General features: G+C 62.0%; 18 protein-coding genes and 1 pseudogene. 6 read left to right on the top strand and 13 right to left on the bottom strand.

Features of this window, described 5'->3' with window-relative positions:
• The 7 genes and pseudogenes from ACFVSI_RS12415 to ACFVSI_RS12385 all read right to left on the bottom strand — a co-directional run.
• Nucleotides 1–158, bottom strand: a pseudogene (locus tag ACFVSI_RS12415) (pyridoxal 5'-phosphate synthase lyase subunit PdxS); the annotation flags it as partial.
• A 291-nt stretch (nucleotides 159–449) separates the two neighbouring features.
• Nucleotides 450–1,076 carry a phosphatidylinositol phosphate synthase gene (gene pgsA / locus ACFVSI_RS12410; protein ID WP_387823771.1) on the bottom strand — a complete coding sequence of 209 codons (627 nt, stop codon included), beginning with the start codon at nucleotides 1,074–1,076 and terminating at the stop codon, nucleotides 450–452.
• Nucleotides 1,066–1,659, bottom strand: coding sequence for an HIT domain-containing protein (locus ACFVSI_RS12405; protein WP_144658964.1), 594 nt, complete (start codon nucleotides 1,657–1,659; stop codon nucleotides 1,066–1,068). Before ACFVSI_RS12405 ends, pgsA begins: the two co-directional genes overlap by 11 nt.
• A gap of 19 nt (nucleotides 1,660–1,678) precedes the next feature.
• A complete protein-coding gene (gene thrS / locus ACFVSI_RS12400; protein ID WP_144658965.1) occupies nucleotides 1,679–3,688 on the bottom strand; it encodes a threonine--tRNA ligase in 2,010 nt (669 codons plus the stop codon).
• A gap of 129 nt (nucleotides 3,689–3,817) precedes the next feature.
• Nucleotides 3,818–7,354, bottom strand: a complete 3,537-nt coding sequence (locus ACFVSI_RS12395; protein ID WP_387823767.1) for a DNA polymerase III subunit alpha — start codon at nucleotides 7,352–7,354, stop codon at nucleotides 3,818–3,820.
• A gap of 4 nt (nucleotides 7,355–7,358) precedes the next feature.
• The gene (locus ACFVSI_RS12390) at nucleotides 7,359–7,703 is read right to left on the bottom strand and encodes a DUF6504 family protein (protein WP_387823765.1); all 345 of its coding nucleotides are present in this window, start codon (nucleotides 7,701–7,703) and stop codon (nucleotides 7,359–7,361) included.
• A gap of 92 nt (nucleotides 7,704–7,795) precedes the next feature.
• Nucleotides 7,796–8,845: an FAD-dependent monooxygenase gene (locus ACFVSI_RS12385; protein ID WP_387823762.1), complete on the bottom strand. Its 1,050-nt coding sequence runs from the start codon at nucleotides 8,843–8,845 to the stop codon at nucleotides 7,796–7,798.
• Between the two features lie 52 nt (nucleotides 8,846–8,897).
• Between ACFVSI_RS12385 and ACFVSI_RS12380 the strand changes: the two genes are divergently transcribed.
• Both ACFVSI_RS12380 and ACFVSI_RS12375 read left to right on the top strand, forming a co-directional pair.
• Nucleotides 8,898–9,434, top strand: coding sequence for a TetR/AcrR family transcriptional regulator (locus tag ACFVSI_RS12380; protein WP_387823759.1), 537 nt, complete (start codon nucleotides 8,898–8,900; stop codon nucleotides 9,432–9,434).
• A gap of 56 nt (nucleotides 9,435–9,490) precedes the next feature.
• Complete coding sequence (locus ACFVSI_RS12375) at nucleotides 9,491–9,880, top strand: hypothetical protein (RefSeq protein ID WP_144658970.1); 390 nt, start codon at nucleotides 9,491–9,493, stop codon at nucleotides 9,878–9,880.
• A gap of 21 nt (nucleotides 9,881–9,901) precedes the next feature.
• On the opposite strand, the gene ACFVSI_RS12370 is transcribed toward ACFVSI_RS12375, so the two are convergent.
• Nucleotides 9,902–10,648, bottom strand: coding sequence for an SOS response-associated peptidase (locus ACFVSI_RS12370; protein WP_387823787.1), 747 nt, complete (start codon nucleotides 10,646–10,648; stop codon nucleotides 9,902–9,904).
• A gap of 168 nt (nucleotides 10,649–10,816) precedes the next feature.
• Between ACFVSI_RS12370 and ACFVSI_RS12365 the strand changes: the two genes are divergently transcribed.
• The 3 genes from ACFVSI_RS12365 to ACFVSI_RS12355 all read left to right on the top strand — a co-directional run bounded on the left by ACFVSI_RS12365 (nucleotide 10,817) and on the right by ACFVSI_RS12355 (nucleotide 12,948).
• Entirely contained in the window at nucleotides 10,817–11,074 is a 258-nt protein-coding gene (locus tag ACFVSI_RS12365; protein ID WP_018777778.1) for a mycoredoxin, read from the top strand.
• A 153-nt stretch (nucleotides 11,075–11,227) separates the two neighbouring features.
• Nucleotides 11,228–12,313, top strand: a complete 1,086-nt coding sequence (locus ACFVSI_RS12360) for an S-(hydroxymethyl)mycothiol dehydrogenase (protein ID WP_144658972.1) — start codon at nucleotides 11,228–11,230, stop codon at nucleotides 12,311–12,313.
• Nucleotides 12,310–12,948 (top strand): MBL fold metallo-hydrolase, encoded by a 639-nt coding sequence (locus ACFVSI_RS12355; RefSeq protein WP_387823755.1) that lies wholly within the window; start codon nucleotides 12,310–12,312, stop codon nucleotides 12,946–12,948. The genes ACFVSI_RS12360 and ACFVSI_RS12355 overlap by 4 nt, the downstream gene beginning before the upstream one ends.
• Before the next feature lie 97 nt (nucleotides 12,949–13,045).
• Here the strand turns inward: ACFVSI_RS12355 and ACFVSI_RS12350 are convergent, their stop codons facing one another.
• From ACFVSI_RS12350 to ACFVSI_RS12340, 3 genes are read right to left on the bottom strand one after another with little or no spacing between them, the layout of a single operon-like run.
• Nucleotides 13,046–13,795, bottom strand: a complete 750-nt coding sequence (locus ACFVSI_RS12350; RefSeq protein WP_387823753.1) for a biotin/lipoate A/B protein ligase family protein — start codon at nucleotides 13,793–13,795, stop codon at nucleotides 13,046–13,048.
• Entirely contained in the window at nucleotides 13,795–14,598 is an 804-nt protein-coding gene (locus ACFVSI_RS12345; protein WP_387823750.1) for a thioesterase family protein, read from the bottom strand. The genes ACFVSI_RS12350 and ACFVSI_RS12345 overlap by 1 nt, the downstream gene beginning before the upstream one ends.
• A gap of 31 nt (nucleotides 14,599–14,629) precedes the next feature.
• Entirely contained in the window at nucleotides 14,630–15,106 is a 477-nt protein-coding gene (locus ACFVSI_RS12340) for a DedA family protein (protein WP_387823747.1), read from the bottom strand.
• A gap of 92 nt (nucleotides 15,107–15,198) precedes the next feature.
• Here ACFVSI_RS12340 and ACFVSI_RS12335 point away from each other — a divergent pair, with 92 nt between their 5' ends.
• Nucleotides 15,199–16,185 carry a hypothetical protein gene (locus ACFVSI_RS12335; protein WP_387823745.1) on the top strand — a complete coding sequence of 329 codons (987 nt, stop codon included), beginning with the start codon at nucleotides 15,199–15,201 and terminating at the stop codon, nucleotides 16,183–16,185.
• Here ACFVSI_RS12335 and ACFVSI_RS12330 read toward each other — a convergent pair.
• Both ACFVSI_RS12330 and ACFVSI_RS12325 read right to left on the bottom strand, forming a co-directional pair.
• A complete protein-coding gene (locus ACFVSI_RS12330; protein WP_387823742.1) occupies nucleotides 16,182–17,690 on the bottom strand; it encodes an FAD-dependent oxidoreductase in 1,509 nt (502 codons plus the stop codon). The two genes, ACFVSI_RS12335 and ACFVSI_RS12330, sit on opposite strands and share 4 nt — an antisense overlap.
• Nucleotides 17,691–17,756: 66 nt before the next feature.
• Complete coding sequence (locus ACFVSI_RS12325) at nucleotides 17,757–18,248, bottom strand: DNA alkylation repair protein (RefSeq protein WP_387823739.1); 492 nt, start codon at nucleotides 18,246–18,248, stop codon at nucleotides 17,757–17,759.
• Nucleotides 18,249–18,257: the final 9 nt, after the last annotated feature.

Below are 18,257 nucleotides of genomic sequence, written 5' to 3'. Positions count from 1 at the left end.
TCGGGATCGGACATGCGGGACACGCCACCCTGGGCGCGGATATCAGCCGGAACACGCTCCAGCGCCATGACAGCCACGGCACCGGCATCCTCGGCGATGCGGGCCTGCTCGACGTTAACGACGTCCATGATGACGCCGCCCTTGAGCATCTCCGCCATGCCCCGCTTAACGCGGCTGCTGCCCGTGACGCTGTTCGCGGACGAACCGGCTTCGTTGCTTACATCTGGTGTAGACACAAAAACCCCTATGGGTAGATAAACGACCTTCTTGCCGGAGGCACGCGCAGCCAACGACCACATTCAGCGCACACCGGGTTTCAGGTCAAGGTGACCAAGTACTAGTAATAGTAGTCGCAGGATGCATGGCGGAAGTACATTCATTACTGCCCTAAGGGGCAATAAACAGGCGCGTGGTAGGACAGCTGCACAAACCTCCACCGCGAAATCTGGTCAGATGCCAGTTCCCTCGGCCTCAGCCATGGCTTGCCGGCGAACAGTCGCCATTCTTTGGACGATGGTGACGAAGCTGGCCAGTGCCAGGAAGACAAGGGTCGCGAAAAGCACCACGCGGGGAAGCCCCAATCCGGTAAGGCCGGTTATCAGGAGGACCGACGCCAAGCGCTCGGCACGCTCGGCAATGCCGACGCTTGCGTGGTAGCCAAGTGATTCCGCCTTGGCCCTTGCATAGGAAACGACCATCCCCAGGACCAGGCAGACGACGGCCGCGGTTCCGATCGCAGCATCGCGGCCTCCGGTGAAAAACCAGATAGTGAGGCCCGCGAAGATGGCGCCATCGGCCAAGCGGTCCAATGTTGAGTCAAGGAAGTTTCCCCAACCTCCGCTGCGGCCCTGCAGGCGGGCCATGATGCCGTCGACCACATCGGAAAAGGCGAAGAGCGCCACAATGACGGAGCCCCACCATAGGTGGCCCAGCGGGTACAGGATGAGGCCGCCGAGCACCACTCCGGCAGTGCCTGCAATAGTGACGGCGTCAGGAGACACGCCCAGCCGCAGGAGCCAACGCGCCAGCGGAGTAAAGAGTGAAGTGAAGAAACCGCGCGCATGCCTATTGAGCATTCGACTCCCCTGGCCAGGCTTCAGCCACGAGTTTGCGGACCTCATCCAGGGTCTGCGTGATGGCTTTGGTCTGGGCAATGATGGGGAAGAAGTTTCCGTCTCCACCCCACCGTGGAACCACATGCTGGTGGAGGTGCGCGGCGATGCCTGCCCCGCCGGTGACGCCTTGGTTCATCCCAAGGTTGAACCCGCTGGGGTTGGAGACCTTGCGCAGGACCCTCATGGCGGTCTGCGTCAGGTCAGCGAACTCAGCCGTCTCCTCGACCGTGATGTCCGTGTAGTCGGGCACATGGCGGTAGGGGCAGATCAGCAGATGGCCTGGGTTGTAAGGGAAAAGATTGAGCACCACGTAGCACGTCTTTCCCCGGTGGACGATCAAGGATTCCTCGTCCGAGCGGGTGGGGCCTACACAGAACGGGCAATCGTCCTTGTTCTTGAACTGATCCTGCCCGCCCTTGATGTAGGCCATGCGGTGCGGAGTCCACAGGCGCTGAAACGCATCCGGAACGCCTGCAAGCCCGAAGTCATCGGTTACATCTGCATCGCCCGGAAAGTCAGCTGCCGCGCCTGTGTTCTCCTGCACCGTCACTGTATCCGTTCCGTCAGCTCTCGCGGTTCTTTACGGCGTCGACAATCCTACGGACCGCCTCTTCCACTGGGACGCCGTTATCCTGGCTGCCATCCCGGAACCGGAAGGACACTGCGCCAGCTTCGGCGTCTTCGCCTCCGGCAATGAGCACGAAGGGAATCTTGTCCTTGCTGGCAGTGCGGATTTTCTTCGGGAAGCGATCCGAGGAAATGTCCACCTCGGCGCGGATACCTGCAGCCTTGAGCTGCCCCACGACGTCGAACATGTAGTCGTTGAACGCTTCGGCTACGGGAATGCCCACCACCTGGACCGGTGACAGCCAGGCCGGGAATGCTCCGGCGTAGTGCTCGGTGAGGACACCCATGAAGCGTTCAACCGAACCGAAGAGGGCGCGGTGGATCATGACGGGGCGCTGACGCGTTCCGTCGGCAGCCTGGTACTCCAGTTCGAAGCGCTCGGGCAGGTTGAAGTCCAGCTGGATGGTGGACATCTGCCAGGTGCGGCCCAGGGCATCCTTCGCCTGGACGGAGATCTTGGGGCCGTAGAAGGCAGCTCCACCCGGGTCGGGAACCAGCTCAAGTCCGGAGGCCTCAGCTACTTCGGCCAACGTACGTGTGGCTTCTTCCCACGTGGCGTCGTCCCCAACGAACTTTTCTTCGTTCTTGGTGGAGAGCTCCAGGTAGAAATCGTCCAGGCCGTAGTCCTTGAGGAGACCGAGGACGAAGTTCAACGTGGTGGTGAGCTCGTCCTTCATCTGCTCGCGGGTGCAGTAGATGTGGGCATCGTCCTGTGTCATGCCGCGCACGCGGGTCAGTCCGTGCACAACGCCGGACTTCTCGTAGCGGTACACCGAGCCGAATTCGAACAGGCGCAACGGCAGTTCACGGTACGAGCGGCCGCGCGAACGGAAGATCAGGTTGTGCATGGGGCAGTTCATCGGCTTCAGGTAGTAATCCTGGGCCGGCTTCCGCACGGTGCCGTCCGGGTTGAGCTCGGCGTCCACCTGCATCGCCGGGAACATGCCGTCCTTGTACCAGTCAAGGTGGCCGGAGACCTCGTAAAGGTGCCCCTTGGTGATGTGCGGGGTGTAGACGAACTCGTAGCCGGCGTCCACGTGGCGCTTGCGCGAGTAGTCCTCCATCTCCTTGCGGATGATGCCGCCCTTGGGGTGGAAGACCGGCAGGCCGGAGCCAAGCTCATCCGGGAAGGAGAAGAGGTCCAGCTCGACGCCAAGCTTGCGGTGGTCGCGGCGTTCGGCTTCGGCGATGCGCTCCTGGTATGCCTTGAGGGCTTCCTTGGTGGGCCAGGCCGTTCCATAGATGCGCTGCAGCTGCTGGTTGTTCTGGTTGCCCAGCCAGTAGGCAGACGACGAACGGGTCAGCGCGAAGGCGTTGGAGATGATCTTGGTGTTGGGCAGGTGGGGGCCGCGGCAAAGATCGCACCACACGCTGTCTCCGCTCTTGCGGTCGACGTTGTCGTAGATGGTGATGTCGCCGGCGCCCACCTCGACGTTGACGCCTTCCGCGGCGTCCGTGGCATCGTTTTTCTTGCCGAGCAACTCGAGCTTGTAGGGCTCGTTGGCCATGGCTTGGCGGGCTTCTTCTTCGGTGACCACGCGACGGACAAACTTCTGGTTCTGGTTGATGATCTTTTGCATCATCTTTTCCAGCTGGCGCAGGTCTTCCGGGGTGAACGGCTCAGCAACGTCGAAGTCGAAGTAGAAACCGTCGGTGATGTAGGGACCAATGCCAAGCTTGGCGTCCGGGCGCAACTGCTGCACGGCCTGGGCCATGACGTGGGCCGTGGAGTGGCGGAGGACATTGAGTCCGTCCGGTGATTCAATGGTGACGCCCTCGACGTTCGCACCGTCGGAAAGGGGCTGGTCAAGGTCCTTGAGCACACCGTCAACACGGGCTACAACGACGTCGCGGCGCTCGAAGAAGAGTTCCGCGCCGGTAGTCCCTTCCGTCACCTTGGTCTCTTCGCCATCGACGATGAGGGTGATCTGTTGGGCATCTGACACGGGTGTCTCCTATTCATAGTGAAGGCTTCATAGCTTGTGGCGTACGGGGACCACAGCCAGCCACCGTCAATCGTATCCGCTTCGACGAGGGCGGCCAAAGCAGCGCGCCGGGCCGTGATTCAGGGAGGTTCAGCTTCCCAGACCAGTGATGGCAAGGTTTCTTGAGATGCCATGAAGTGGCCCACGATGTGCGTATTCGGCAGGTGGCTGCTCATCGCTACGCAGGATTTCCGGGTACGGCAAGGTTTCCGGCCTGCCAAGGTCCCAGGCCTTGCCCGCACTCAGGCTGATGCCCTTGGGGCCGGTCCGCCTGGTTGTTCCACGGATCAACAGCAGGCGTGTTCCGAACAGCAATGGCCCCGATTCTTCCTGGGCTTCGTGGAAGAAGACCGAATCAACGCATCCAGTGCCGTCGTCGATGCTGATGAAGACAACACGCCTTCCTCCCCTCATGGGTGGGGTCTGTGTTGCTATGCGGACACCGGCAACCAGTACTTCTGTTCCGTTACGCAGGCCCAGGAGTTTGTCGGCGGTTGTCACACCCAATTTATCCAAGAGCGGGCGGTGGCTCTCCATCAGGTGTTCACTGACGTCAACGGCCATCAGATCAAGTTCTGCCCTGACGTTCTCCACCATGGTTGGCTCGGGAAGTTCCGGGGCGATGTTCCTCAGCTCAATATCCCCCAGGGCGAATGACAATTGCCCATCGATGACGCCGTTCTGCTTCTTGGAGGGACTGCTTTGCAGAGCCTGGAGATGCTGCACCAGATCGGCCCGGTTGGCAGTTCCCCCCGAGTCTTTATGAAGGGCATCGAAGGCGCCGAGTTGAGCCAGTCTTTTGATGTTTGGCTTGCTCACCCTCGCCCGGGTGCGCAGGTCGGCCAAGGAATCGAAGGGTTGACCCGCCACGACTCTTTTCAGTTCAGCCCCCGAGAACCCATAGATCCCTGAAAGGCTCAAACGGATTCCGAGTTTTCCGCTATCAGGTCCTTCGAGGATCTTCTCCACCCTGTATTCAGCCTGGCTTCGGTTGATGTCCAACGGCAGGATGGGAATGCCAAGACGACGTGCTTCAGCGACCAACAAGCGCTTGGGGTACATCCCGGGGTCGTGTTCCCAGAGCCCGGCAAGGAAGGCTTCGGGATGGTGGGCTTTAAGCCACGCCGATTGGTAGGTAGGTACAGCAAAGGCAGCTCCATGGGCTTTGCAGAAGCCGAAGCTTCCGAAGGCCTTTAACGTTCCCCAAACCTTGTCCACGACCTCAGGCGTGTAATTCCTGATGGCCTCACGACGGAAATAGCTCTCCACTTCAGGTTCCCGGATTTCATCGCCAAGAGCCCTGCGGAATTCATCGGCCCTGGCTAACCCGCACCCTGTCATGACATCGAAGGTCTTGAGTATCTGCTCGTGGAAGACTGTCACTCCGTGCGTTTCCTGCAGCACGGGCTTGAGATCCGGATGTGGGTACACTTCTGGCGCAAAACCATGCCTGTGCTCCAGAAAGGGTCGCACCATGTCCGACTTCATCGGGCCCGGACGGAACAGGGAAATGTCGATAATGAGGTCGTTGAATTCACGGGGAGCCATTTTTCCAATGAGTTCCCTCTGACCCGGAGACTCGATCTGGAAGCACCCCAAGGTGTGAGTGCTCCGGATCAACTCAAAGGTGGGCTCGTCATCGAAGGGGACGTCGTTGAGCTCAATCCGGCCGTCCTCGCCGATATAGTCAGGCCCCGTGCCTCGAGGTCCCACAGGGTGGTTTCCTGCGGCCACCACCTCTTCTTTGGAAGGATGCAACCTGATTACTTCCCGCACTGCAAAAGCCATGGCACTTTGCATTCGCACACCCAAAACATCCAGCTTGAGCATGCCCATGGGATCCATGTCATGTTTGTCGAACTGGCTCATGGGCAGGCCAAGCCCGCTGGGCTGGACTGGGGTCCGGTCAAGGAGCGTTGCATCCCCCAAAATCACACCGCACGGGTGCATGGAAATATGGCGGGGCAGGCGGTCAAGCCTTTCAGTGAGGTCCACCAGGAGATCGAGTTGCTGGTTCTCTTCCATGCCGCCGCGTTCAACCCGGCCGGCAAAGTCGCGGAGCTCAGGCTTCTCCACCAGCGCTTCGCGGAATTTTCTTGCTGAGAACCTCCAGAGTTGCTTGGCAATATCCCCGACCTCGCCCTCGTCCATTCCCAGCGCCATCCCTGCGTCCCTGACCGCACCGCGGGCTCTGTAGCCGTTTTGCATACTCATGAGAGTGACCCGTTCAGCCCCGAACCTGTCGAAGATCTTTCGGTAGACGTTGTGCCGTTCAGCGCTTTCGACGTCGATATCAATATCCGGCAAGGTGGAGCGGCGTCCGGAAAGAAACCGTTCAAAAATGAGGTCGTGGCGGATGGGATCAACCTGGCTGATGTCGATCAGGTAATTGACAAGGCTTGAAGCCCCTGAACCGCGGGCAGCAACCCTGACGCCCATGTCAAGGATCATCCGCGAAACCTCGGCCACAGTGAGGAAGTAAGAACCAAAGCCCAGCCTGCCTATAATCCCCAGTTCATGCTCCAGCCGCGAGCGCAGCCGCATTTCCGCATCACCACTGATACCTGGAAACCTTCGGGTGATACCGGCTTCACAGCGTTGGGTCAGTTCCAGCATGGGGTCGTTGTCGATGCCGATGATGGATGCCTCCGGTACCACGGGTTTTTTCCACCCCATGTCCAGGATGGGGTCTGCGCGGCATTTATCGGCGAGCGCTTCTGTGTTGGCGAGCAGTTTGCTGAGCCCGGCTTGCCCCAGCCCGGCGGCGTTCATGATTTCCTTGCCGAGCTGGAGCATGTGGCGGGGGCTCTTCAACCAGCCCTGTCCTGTGGGTTGAAGATGTCCTGTGGGTTGAAGGATTCCTGCTGGTTGGACCATGGGCTCTGTGGAGAGTTCGGGGAGGGATTTCAGGGTGCGTGCCGAGTCCAGGACATCAGCGGTGGCTGCACCGTCCTGGGCACAGTAACGGACTGCGTTGGCCAGGACGGCGGGGACGTTGTGTTCGAGGGCGAGTTTGAGCATGCGTACGGCATGGGCCGTGCTGAGCGGCGCCCCGGGTGCGCTGAGGTGCGAGACGATTTCGGCAACCAGGGTTCCCGGTGGCATGGCGTCGATCCATTGTTTAAAGAGGGTTCTTGGCCTCAGGTATTTGCGTCCGCCCATGGCCCGTCCGACATCCGAGTCTGGTCCGATCAGTACGGTCAACACGGGCTTGAGTGTTGTGGGGTCCAAGGTTCTGGAAGCAAGTTCAGCGCGGGTTACTGCAACGGGGACAACTCCCCCGGCTTTGCCAGAGGTGCGGGCATGGGCATCGGATACTAAGCGGCATAGTGCGCGGTAGCCTGCCCCGTTGTTGTGCCCGTGGGCCAGTACGACGACGCGGCCCGCGACTTGGGTGCGGTGGTCGCCGTCGTCGTCGAAAACTGCCAAGTCCACACCGACGATGGGATCGATACCTGCATCCATGCAGGCTTTGAGATGTTTAACTGTGCCGTAGAGTCCGTCCCTGTCTGTGCAGGCGAGCGCTGTGGCTCCGTCGGCTGCTGCGGTTTGGGCGAGTTCGTCGGGCCAGGAAACGCCATAGTGTGCGCTGAAGGCCGTGGAGACGTGCAGATGGGTGAAGCTCAACAGTTCACGCTGCTTCGTCGGGTTCCACGGCGCGGGCGGGTGCGGCGTCATGGATTCGAAGGAGTCGCCAGCGGCCGCTGCCTACGTGCCGGACAAGGTCCAAGGTGATGGTGTGGTTGTCCTTTTGCCCGGTTTCCAGGGGTTGAAGCTGGACGCGCCAGATTTCGTGGTCAACCAGGCCTGCGCCTGCGCCGATGGGTGCGCGGTGTTCTTCGACCCACCATTGGCGGCGTTCGAACCACCGGACTGGCTCATTGGTAACGGTGTAGCCGGCCCCTTTCCACTGGACTTCGTGCGGCTGGCCTGTTTCCGTGCAGTTGACTACGACGGATTCGCTGAACAGCCCCATTTCACACCTCACTACGCCGGCTCGATTCATTCGAAAGTATGTTCGAATATTCCCAGTTTACGCCGACGACAGAACAAAACCTACTTCGAAGTTCACCCCTGCGCAGAAGCCCTGGCAACACGCTTGCCGATCCGCTTCAGCAGCCCGTCCCGCAATGGTTGCATTCCCTCCGCCAGCGCTACGTTTCCCATGAGCGATGAGACGATCCTCAGCTGCTGGGTGCGCAGTACGCGCTTCCTGTTGTAGGTGGCGAGAGCTTCTTCCCTGGGAAGTTCGTTCAGTAGGGTTCCCAGGGTTACGGCGTCGATCAGCGCTTCGCAAGCACCCCGACCAAGATTTGGCGTCATGGCGTGGCACGCATCCCCCGCGAGCACCACATTTTCCCGCGCGTACCGGGTCATCGGCGGGGTCGTCCAGATGCGTTGTGCCAAGGAATTCCCAGGGGTAGCCTGCTTCAGAACCTCCCCGACAGCTTCCGAGTAGTTGGCGTACCTGCCCCGGGTGCTCTCCAGTGCTTCCGCAACATCTACGCTCTCCGGTCCAAGATCGGAACGAAATGAGGCGTACCAGTTGGTTCCGCCTACGGCCGGGGCCAGCCCAAAGATCTCTCCCCTACCCCAATATTCGCCAACATCCCCGGAGGCGGGCGCACTGGGAACAACTCCCCTGACAGCCAGGAAAGGCGTGGGCCGTGCCGCACTCCGCCGACCCCAGTGGTTTCTCCGGACAATACTGTTGACGCCGTCCGCACCCACAGTCAGCCATGCATCACCAGGAATGTCATCAACCCTCCGCACAACACGCCCCACTGAAGCGGGGACCGCCGTATCCAGCAGCCGCAGAAGCTCGGGTCTGGCTATGCCAACGAGCCCTTCCCCTTCTATGGCCAGCAAGGCCTGACCCGAGGGGTCGCGCAAGGCGCCGGCAGTGATGATGGATCCATGGCTTCGAACGGCACCGAGGATCCCGATGTCAGACAAAGCCCGTTGGGCCCTGGGCCACATGGCCAGTGTTGTTCCCACGGCGGGCAGCTCGGGCCTTTGTTCGTACACGGTGACCTCGAACGTGCCCGGGTCGAGTCGTGCCGCGAGCGCCAAGCCAGCTATTCCGCCGCCAATGATGTCCACTTTTTTCATGCGCACACTCTACTACTACATTTGTAGTAGGAATAGGTCTGCGAGCTAGACTTTCGCCATGCCCGACCGCCGAACCCAGTTAGCAGATGCAGCGCTCGCCGTCGTTGCCGCCCAGGGCCTGAAGGGCCTCACCCACCGTGCCGTGGACGCACAGGCCGGAGTCGCCGTCGGGACAACGTCGAACTACTTCCGCAACCGCGCCGCCCTGGTGGCTGCCGCCGTCGACCGCGTTGAAGAGCTGGACACCCTCCTGCTGCAGCAGGGCGCCATGGAACGCCCGACGTCGGTCGCAGCAGTAGCAGAGCAGGTGGCCGCAGCCGTTATGGGTCTCGCGCGGGAAAACGCCGGACTGACGAGGGCACGCCTCGTTTTCGCGCTGGACCAGCCGGAGGTAGTGGCTGCCGGACACGAGCGGCTGGTATCGGCGTTGGCACAGCTGCTCGAGGCCATGGGCGTGATGGAACCGAGGGCGCGGGCAGAAGCGGTTTCCGATTACAGCGACGGCTTGGTCCTGCACCTGCTGACCTCGAGGAAGGGCCAGGGCATCAGCAAGGAAAGGGTGGCGGAAAACATCCAGCGGCTCTTGGAGGCTTAAGCAAAGGATCACCTGCAGGGGTGGACGGCAGCGGGTCCGCAGAGCAGGATTGTGCCATGAGTACCAATGAGGCATTCCTGAAGCAGGTCAACATCTCTGCCGCTGATGACAACCTGGTGGCGAGGTTCGAAATTGACGGCAACATCCCAGGCTCCGGCGCTTATGTCGTGGGCCTTGTTGCTGCCAGTGAAGATTACTCCTCGCAGCGAAGGCTCGGCATCGAGTTCATGAACGGCGAGGCGATCTCGTTCTACTCCTTCAACCATTCCCTCAGCGCGGAGGAAAACTACGACATCAAAGGCGTAGAGCACTCCGGCAACGTCATCACCGGGAACTTTCCCATGTCCGCCATCCACGGACTCAGCAAAGGCCACGTGATGACGGCGTTCAGTGAAGCTGATGGCCGTGAGTTCCAATCCGGCGTGCCCGTCAACGAAGCCCTCTGACTCCTGGAAATCCTCTGAAGCCTAGAACAGGCCCTCCACGGGTTCGATAAGCTCCGGCGAGTTGTTGCGGACATTCCCGACGGCGGCCCCCACCGGATCCAGCGTCCAATCGGCAGCTGCGTCGTGCGCCCTTGAACGGACCATGTCCACGAGCCCTGCGGCATCCTTTTCCCGCGGATCGAGCCACGCTTCCATCGTCTCCGTACTCATGGGCAGGGGAACGCGATCATGAAGGGATGTCAGTTCATCGAACGCCGAGGCACTGCGCCGCGTCCGTGCTGAGTCCGCCGTCGGGGTATCCGCGGTCAAAATGGACATCGACAGCAACCAACGGGCGGGATCGTCCGGGGACGCACCCTGGTCCCGCCACCACTCATACAAACCCGCGAACACCAAGCCGTGTCCGTCGACCGGATGGACATAGTACGGCTGCTTGTTCTTGCCCTCGCCCTTCTTCCACTCGTAATAGCCATCGGCCGGCACCGCGCATCGTCGGGCTACGGCAGCCTTCTTGAAGGAGGGCTTCTCCAGAAGGGTTTCACTGCGCGCGTTGATCAAGCGGGCACCACCTTTGGGATCCTTGGCCCAGGACGGCACCAAACCCCACTTGGCCACGTGGAGCTGCCTCTTGACGTTGTCCTCGACCAACCGCTCAAGGACGATCGGGACCGCGTCCGTCGGGGCAACGTTCCACGACTTCTCCAGGGCAATCTCGTTCTCAAGCTCAGCGTCGAAATCGGCGAGCAAATCTCCCACCGCACGGGCCATCACGTAACGTCCACACATGCCAACAGTCTGCCCTTTCCCCCGAAATGACACCAGCGCAGCCGTGTGACGTAACGCGGGTCGGCGGCCAAACGGGAATTATTCAGCGCCGGGTTACCGTTGTTAGGAACGAAACACCCCGCGCAAACAACCACAATTGAGGAGAGCTCCGTGGACTTCACTCCCGACTCCGGCACCATCACCATGTTCTCGACCACCTGGTGCGGTTACTGCAACCGCCTGAAGAAGCAGCTCGATGCCAAGGGCATCGGCTACACCGAGATCAACATTGAAGAAGTGGATGGCACGGCCGAACTCGTCGAGCAGCTCAACGGAGGCAACCGCACCGTCCCCACCGTGCTCTTCCCGGATGGCACGGCTGCCACCAACCCCTCAGCATCCGAGGTCGAGAGCCGCCTGGCTGCCTAAGGAGCTGACGTAACCCGCGCAGGGCCCGCACGGAACAAACCACGTACTGTCTCTCACCTGTGATAGACAGAATGGGAATCCGTAGCGGGTCCTGCTGCATTAACCGTGCACTAACCGGGCCTGCCCTCCGCGAGTCCGAAGGGAACCACACCAATGGTCCACGCAGTCAAAGGCGTCGTCGTCCGCTCCAAAGGCGCACCCGCAACCCTCGAAACCGTCCTTGTTCCCGAACCCGGCCCAGGCGAGGCCTTGGTGGATATCCTCACCAGCGGCGTCTGCCACACTGACCTCCATTACAAACTTGGAGGCATCAGCGACGACTTCCCGTTCCTCCTCGGCCACGAAGCTACCGGCGTCGTCAGCGCAGTGGGTCCCGACGTCACCGACGTCGCCCCCGGCGACCGCGTCGTCCTGAACTGGCGCGCTGTCTGCGGCAACTGCCGCGCCTGTAAGCGTGGCGAACCCCAGTACTGCTTCAATACCCACAACGCCACCCAGAAAATGACCCTTGAGGACGGCACGGAACTGTCCCCGGCGCTGGGCATCGGCGCTTTCATCGAAAAGACCCTCGTCGCAGCCGGACAATGCACCAAGGTCGACCCCGAAGCCGATGCCGCCGCTGTCGGCCTGCTCGGCTGCGGTGTCATGGCGGGCCTCGGCGCCGCACTGAACACCGGAGGCGTCAAGCGTGGCGACTCTGTAGCAGTCATCGGATGCGGCGGCGTGGGCGTGGCGGCCATCGCGGGCGCAGCGCTCGCCGGCGCCACCACCATCATCGCCGTCGACATCGACGCCAAAAAGCTCGAACGCGCCAAGGACCTCGGCGCAACGCACACGGTTGATTCCTCCGCAGGCGATCCTGTCGAGGAAATCCGTGCGCTCACCGGCGGCTTCGGCGCAGACGTGGTGATTGACGCCGTCGGGCGCCCCGAAACGTATAAGCAGGCCTTCTACGCCCGCGACCTCGCAGGTACCGTGGTCCTCGTCGGCGTTCCCACGCCGGAGATGACGCTGGAACTGCCCTTGCTGGACGTGTTCGGCCGCGGCGGCTCCCTCAAATCGTCCTGGTACGGCGACTGCCTGCCCTCCCGCGATTTCCCCATGCTGGTTGACCTCTACAAGCAGGGCAAGCTGGACCTCGACGCCTTCGTCACCGAGCGGATCTCCATCGACCAAGTTGAAGAGGCTTTCGACAAGATGCACCACGGCGCTGTCCTGCGATCGGTGGTTGAGCTGTGAGCGCCGCCAACCTCACGATTGAAAATGTTGTCACGTCCGGGACGTTTTCACTGGACGGCGGCACCTGGGACGTGGACAACAACGTCTGGATCATTGGGGACGCTTCCGAGTGCATCGTCATAGACCCCGCCCATAACCCCGCAGCGATTGTGGACGCCGTCAATGGTCGGACCGTCAAAGCCATTCTGCTCACCCATGGCCACGATGACCACATCCGGTACGCAGGCGAGTTCCGCGAACTCGTCAATGCACCGGTCTACCTGCACAAGGAAGACTGGATGCTGTGGAATGCCGTCTTCCCGGGGGTCGATCCCGACAACTCGATCTCGGACGGAGACACGTTCGAAGTCGCCGGCGGAATCCTCACAGCCGTGCACACGCCGGGGCATTCACCGGGATCGGTGTCGTTCCTCCTGCCCAGTGAAGGCACCCTCTTCAGCGGGGATACGCTCTTCCAGGGTGGCCCGGGAGCAACAGGGCGTTCCTACAGCGACTTCCCCACCATCATCAAGTCCATCAAGACCAAACTCCTGACCCTGCCGGAGGAGACCGTGGTCCGCACCGGACATGGAGACAGCACGACGATCGGCGCGGAGAAGCCGCAGCTCGATGAATGGATTGCACGCGGCCACTGAACGGGGCGCGCAGCAGTCCACAAACCAAACCGGCCACCGCCCACAACGTGAGGGCGGTGGCCGTTTGGCTTGGTATTACCCCAAGAAGCAGCGGCGATCACACCAGAAGGGTGCTGAAGTCGCCGTCGACGACGTCCGCATAGCCGCGGTAAGCGTCCACCACCGCCGCCTCCACAGCGGCTACGTCAAGGTGGGGCAACAAGTCGTTGGCGGCGCCGGCCGTCGCCGGATCCCAGTCCAGGCCCAGCGCCTGATAGCTGGCCGTCAAGACATCGCGGATGGGACCGGAATTCTCCACCACCACCACGGAACTGAACAACCAGGCACCGGAGACGACGCGTTGAGCAGTACCGATCAGTTTGATCCTGTGCGCGGGAAAATCAGGATCCTCGCCGTGGACGCTGAACTCGCCGGGGCAGTACTCCCCCGGGATCTCGCCGACGGCGGCATGTACGCCGACACTGCGAAGAGCACCGGCCAGCAGCTCGCCGAAGTCGGAGAAACGCGCCTTTGCGCGGACGATAGCGTCGGGGTGCGGCTCGATGTGGTCTATCACCAGCGTCCCTTGGTGATAGGCAGCTGCCCTGCCCCCGGCCTTCCGGACCAGCGGCTCAAAGCCACGTTCCCTGCATGCTTCTTCGGCAGCAGCGAAGCCTGGCAGGTTGGCATCCCGCTGGCCGAAAGCAACAGTGGGTTGCGGCCGGTACAAACGAAGCGAGGGCCCCAACTGACCGGCGCGGGCACGCTTGAGCAGCTCCAGGGCAAAGTCGAGGTCGCCTGCAGCGCCAAAGGACTCCTGCTGCCGGTAGACGGTGAGCTGCTTGCCGGAGACTGCGGCTTCGCGCATCAGCTCTTCCTCAACGTCAGGATCTGCTCGGCCCTGCCGAACGGCCCATCAATGTCGTGCAACACTGTCGACGTCAAACCAATGCCATCGGCGCCGAAAGAGACCTTATTGTCCAGTCCAAGCCATTCGCCCGCCGGTGCGCGGTACATGTGGATCTGCAGGTCCACGTTCGGGAAGATGTAGCTGTCTTTGCCAGGAGGGACACGCGCAGCGATGCCGTTGGCCGTGTCCACGAGGCCCATCAACCGCGCAAGGTCAGTGCTGTCTGCCCGATCGGTCAGGGGGTGCGAGGTCCGGATCCACACCCTGCCCGATCCCGGGCGGTGCCCCTCCGCGATGCGCATCTCCAGGGAGCGGATGTATCCGCCCGGCCAAACACTGGCCCCGTCCCAAGGCTTGCATTCATCAGGTGCGGGCATCGGTTCGTCCTCGACCGCGGCCACAGCACTGGTATCGCTCGTGATCATGCGCCAGGCGGCGGCCCGGATGGCTACGCGCCCTCCGGCGGAAAGCTCGGCCTGGATGAGTTCAATGGTCTTCCCCGGCCTCAGCGTCGAGGTGGTGATCTGAAACTCTCCGCCGGGGATCAGGCCAAGGATTTCGTAGCTGATCCGGGCCAGCCGGACATCGTCCCTGGGCTCATGGCGCACCAGGGCATCGGCGAGAATTCCCGAGGCCGGCGCCATGTGTTGTTCGTGCGGATTCCAAGCGCCTTGGGCATGGATCGTGGAACGGAAATGGCCGTCGCCCAACGATTCGTAATAGAAAACGCCGTCCGCCAGTTCCGGTAATGCAGTAGTCAACCCGAGCCTTTCGCCGATCCAGCAGTAGAACTCAGACCACTGTATCCGCTGATTTGCCTGCCGCCCGACGCCTGCGGATCACAACAATCCAGACAACCACGGCTGCCAGCACAGCGATGCCTATCGCCGCCCCGACCGGCGAGGCCGCGGCCACCGCCAGCCACGCCTCCAAGGCCGCCAGTCCAATGGTGGCGTACAGGAGCGCCCAAACGATGGACCCGATGATTGCCGCGGGGAGATATCTCCGCAGAGGCATGCGCGCAGCACCAGCTGCCACGTTGATCGCGGTCTGAAAGCCGATGGTGAGGAAGGAAAGCACGACGGCGTACGGCCCCCACCGCTGTATGAACGCTTGGGCCCGGGCTGCTTTGGGCCGTTCGAGCGAAGTCCCGTAACGGGTATGCGCGAATCCGGCGACAGCTCCACGGCCGATCCAATACGTGACATTGACGCGGATCATGACAATGGCGAAGAGCGCTGCAAGAGCAACGCCGAAGGGCAAACTCATGATCTGGTCCACCCGACTTAGGCTACCCTAAGCCGGGCTTCCATGAAGATTCGCTCCCGGCACCAGCTGAGGGTGGACCCTAGGATTGGTTCATGGATCTCAGCGAGGCCGCCCAGGAGCTCTACGCAGTACTGCCGCGCGACTTCACCTCCGAGCGGACATCCTTGGTGCGCGCGGCCAAGGAATCCGGCCAGAAGGAGCTTGCCCAGGAGATCAGCCGCCTCCCCAAGCCAGCCGCAGGGGCCTGGGCCATCAACATGCTCGCAGTCCACAAGCCCGAGGTGATTGACGGCGTCGTGCGTTTTGGCGCGTCGCTCCGAAGCGCCCAGGAAGAGTCGGACGCTGAGGCTTTCCGGGAACTGAGCCAGCTACGGCAGGGCCAACTGACGGCGGCCGTTCATGCCGCCAAGGACCTTGCCGAAGAGCTGGGCGCGCCCCTGAGCGCCGCAGCGGCATCTGACGCGGAACAAACCCTGCGGGCCGCCATGGCCGACGCGGGAGCTGCTCGGGCAGTGGCGACCGGCCGACTGGTGCGGGGGCTGAGCGGGAGCGGCTTCGAATCTGTCGACATCACCGACGCCGTTGCGGCGCCCGGACCCGAAGATGCCGCCAGCACCGAAGAGCGCAGCCCCGCTCCGGCCCGAACCAGAAGGGCGACAACCTCAGCTGCCGAAGAAGCGCCGGACCCCAAGGTTCGCTCACAGGACAGCAGCCCAGCAAAAGTCAAAGACCCCAAGCAAGAGGCCACATCTTTGGCCGAACGCCGTGCCGCAAAGCGGCAGGCTGCGTTGCAGGAAGCGCAGGACGAGTTTGACGCAGCGGACCGGGAGGCGCGGAACGCGGAAAATCAGGCATCCTCAGCCTGGGATGTCGTCAATGAGCTCACTCGTCGGCGCTCGGAGGTCGAGTCGGAAATTTCCGAGGTGAAGAAGAAGCTGGCCTCCCTGGAGGCTGATCTCATTGGCATTACACGGGATGCCGAGTCCGCCGAATCCGACAAGAAACTTGCAGTCAGGACAGCCACGCAGCTCCGGCGCAGTGCTGACCAAGCACAGCGCCGCGTCGACAGGCTCAGCTAGTCCTTCTTTTTGCCCACCGTTTTTTGGAGGTGGTGGGTAGCCGGTCCTTCAAGATATTTGCCCTCCGGTGTGAACCTTGAGCCATGCAGTGGGCAGTCCCATGATTTTTCGGCATCGTTCCATGTCAGGAGTCCGCCCAAGTGCGCGCAACTGGCCGAGACCCTGCAGACCTTGCCATCGACCGTGGACACCGCTGCGGGTTCGCCCTTGTACAGCCCAACAACGCCGTTTCCTTCCGGTGGACGGGTTTCGTCGGTGATCTCCGGGTTGCTCCTTACTTTGGCCTTGTCCTCGATCATGCGCTTGGTGGTACTGGCGTTGAGCCGGACAGCCTGCAGGGCACCCTGGGGAGAAGTGACCCTGTGATGGATGATTCTGGCCCAGTCGGACTGGCCGCCCAGGATGTCCGAGGTGATGGACAACGCAGCGGCGACGCCGTTGCTCATCCCCCATTTGTTGTAGCCGGTGCCGAAGAAGATCCTGCCGTGCCCCCGGGGCAGCTTGCCAAAGAACGGCACGAGGTTGGTTGCCTGGTAGTCCTGCGCTGACCACGTGTGCGTCACTTCCGCGCCAGGGTAGTGTTTGTTGGCCCACCCCAGGAGGTCGTTCAGGTGCTGTTGCGGCGATGCGGCGCGGCCACCGGTGTGACCGTAGCCGCCCACCAGCAGCAGTTCACCCTCAGCCGTGGGGTGCGTCCGCTGCGATCGGGTAGGAGCGTCAATGGACAAGTACATGGCTTGGGGAAGTTGTGTCCCTGGAGACGGGCGCAGCGCGGCAGCGTAGGAACGGTTGGGTTCCAGCTTGGCGAAATACAGGCCGCGGTCGAGGATGGGCGTGCCCGTGGCTATCACGACGGTGTCGGCAGTGAACGTTCCCTTGCGTGTGGAGACTTCCAAGGGCAGGCTGGAGCCGACGTTCTGCACCTGCACATCTTCGACTACCAGGCCGCCATGTTCCCGGATGTCCGCAGCAAGGGTGTCCAGGACCTCCATCGGGTGAATCTGGGCCTGGTCCTCCAATTCCAGCGCTTCAATCACTGGAAACGGAAGCCCGGGGTCGCGGCTGAAGTGGACGTCCAAACCTGCGTCCCTCGATACCGCAGCCTCCTTGCGGAGCCGCTGCGCGCCGTCGTCGGAAGTGGCGAAGGTGACCGCAGTCCGGCGCTGGAACGGAACGCCCTGCTGTTCCAGATACTGTGTGAGCCAGGCTTGGCCCGACTTGTTGGCTTCCACATATCCCTGCACCACTTTGAGGGAGTACTGCCCGCGGAGGGCGGACAGGGCTCCGCCCTGAAGCAGGCTCAGCTTTCCTGTGGTGTTGCCGGTGGTCACGGCCCCGAGGGTACGTGCTTCGAAGACCACCACGCGCTGACCGGAGCGCGAGAGCAACAAGGCAGTCACCATCCCCGTCAGCCCGGCACCCACCACGATCGTGTCGAAGTGCTTTTCCTCGGGGATGGCGTCAGAGGTAAAGCGGGATTCCCTGTCCAACCACAGCGATTTCATCGATCGACCTGTCTCTCAGTCCACTGGCACGCGGTAGGGAAACGCTAGGCCGGTCTGTGGTGCTTATCAAGGGGTGCCGGCCCCTGTGGCCAAAGCGGCGGCGTGGCGAAGCTCAGTGTCAGGGTCTCTGGACCACCGTTCCAGCACGCGGTCAGCACGTTCCTTGGCCCGCCCTTCCAGGCGCTCCAGCAGGGGTCGCACGACGTCCGTGGCGAGGGGATCCACCAATTCCCTGGTTCCGGCCTGTCTGATGAAGCCCTCGATGCGCGTGAGGTCTGTGTTGACCAGGACACCGACTTTGGTTTGGAGAAGGACGACGGCGGCCAGCCGCCGCTCGTAGACCGGTTCCTCCCACAGTTCCGAACTCAGTGCGGTGATGTCATCGTGGTCGAGGTTCTTGTGCCGTTTCAGGGCATCGCGCACCGTTCCCCGCACGGCACCGACGGATGCGCCATAGACCTTCAATCCCCCACCCAAACGCTCGGAAGCCTCAGCGGCTTTTTCCCAGGTCGATTCCATGTGCAGGGTGTAGTCAACGAATTCAGCGGCATCACTCACCCGTCTATT

The sequence above is a fragment of the Paenarthrobacter sp. NPDC057981 genome, from assembly GCF_042886835.1.
In the GTDB taxonomy this organism is placed as follows: Bacteria; Actinomycetota; Actinomycetes; order Actinomycetales; family Micrococcaceae; genus Arthrobacter.
The sequence above is the reverse complement of the archived record's forward strand: the minus strand, read 5'-3'. Positions and strand labels throughout refer to the sequence as shown.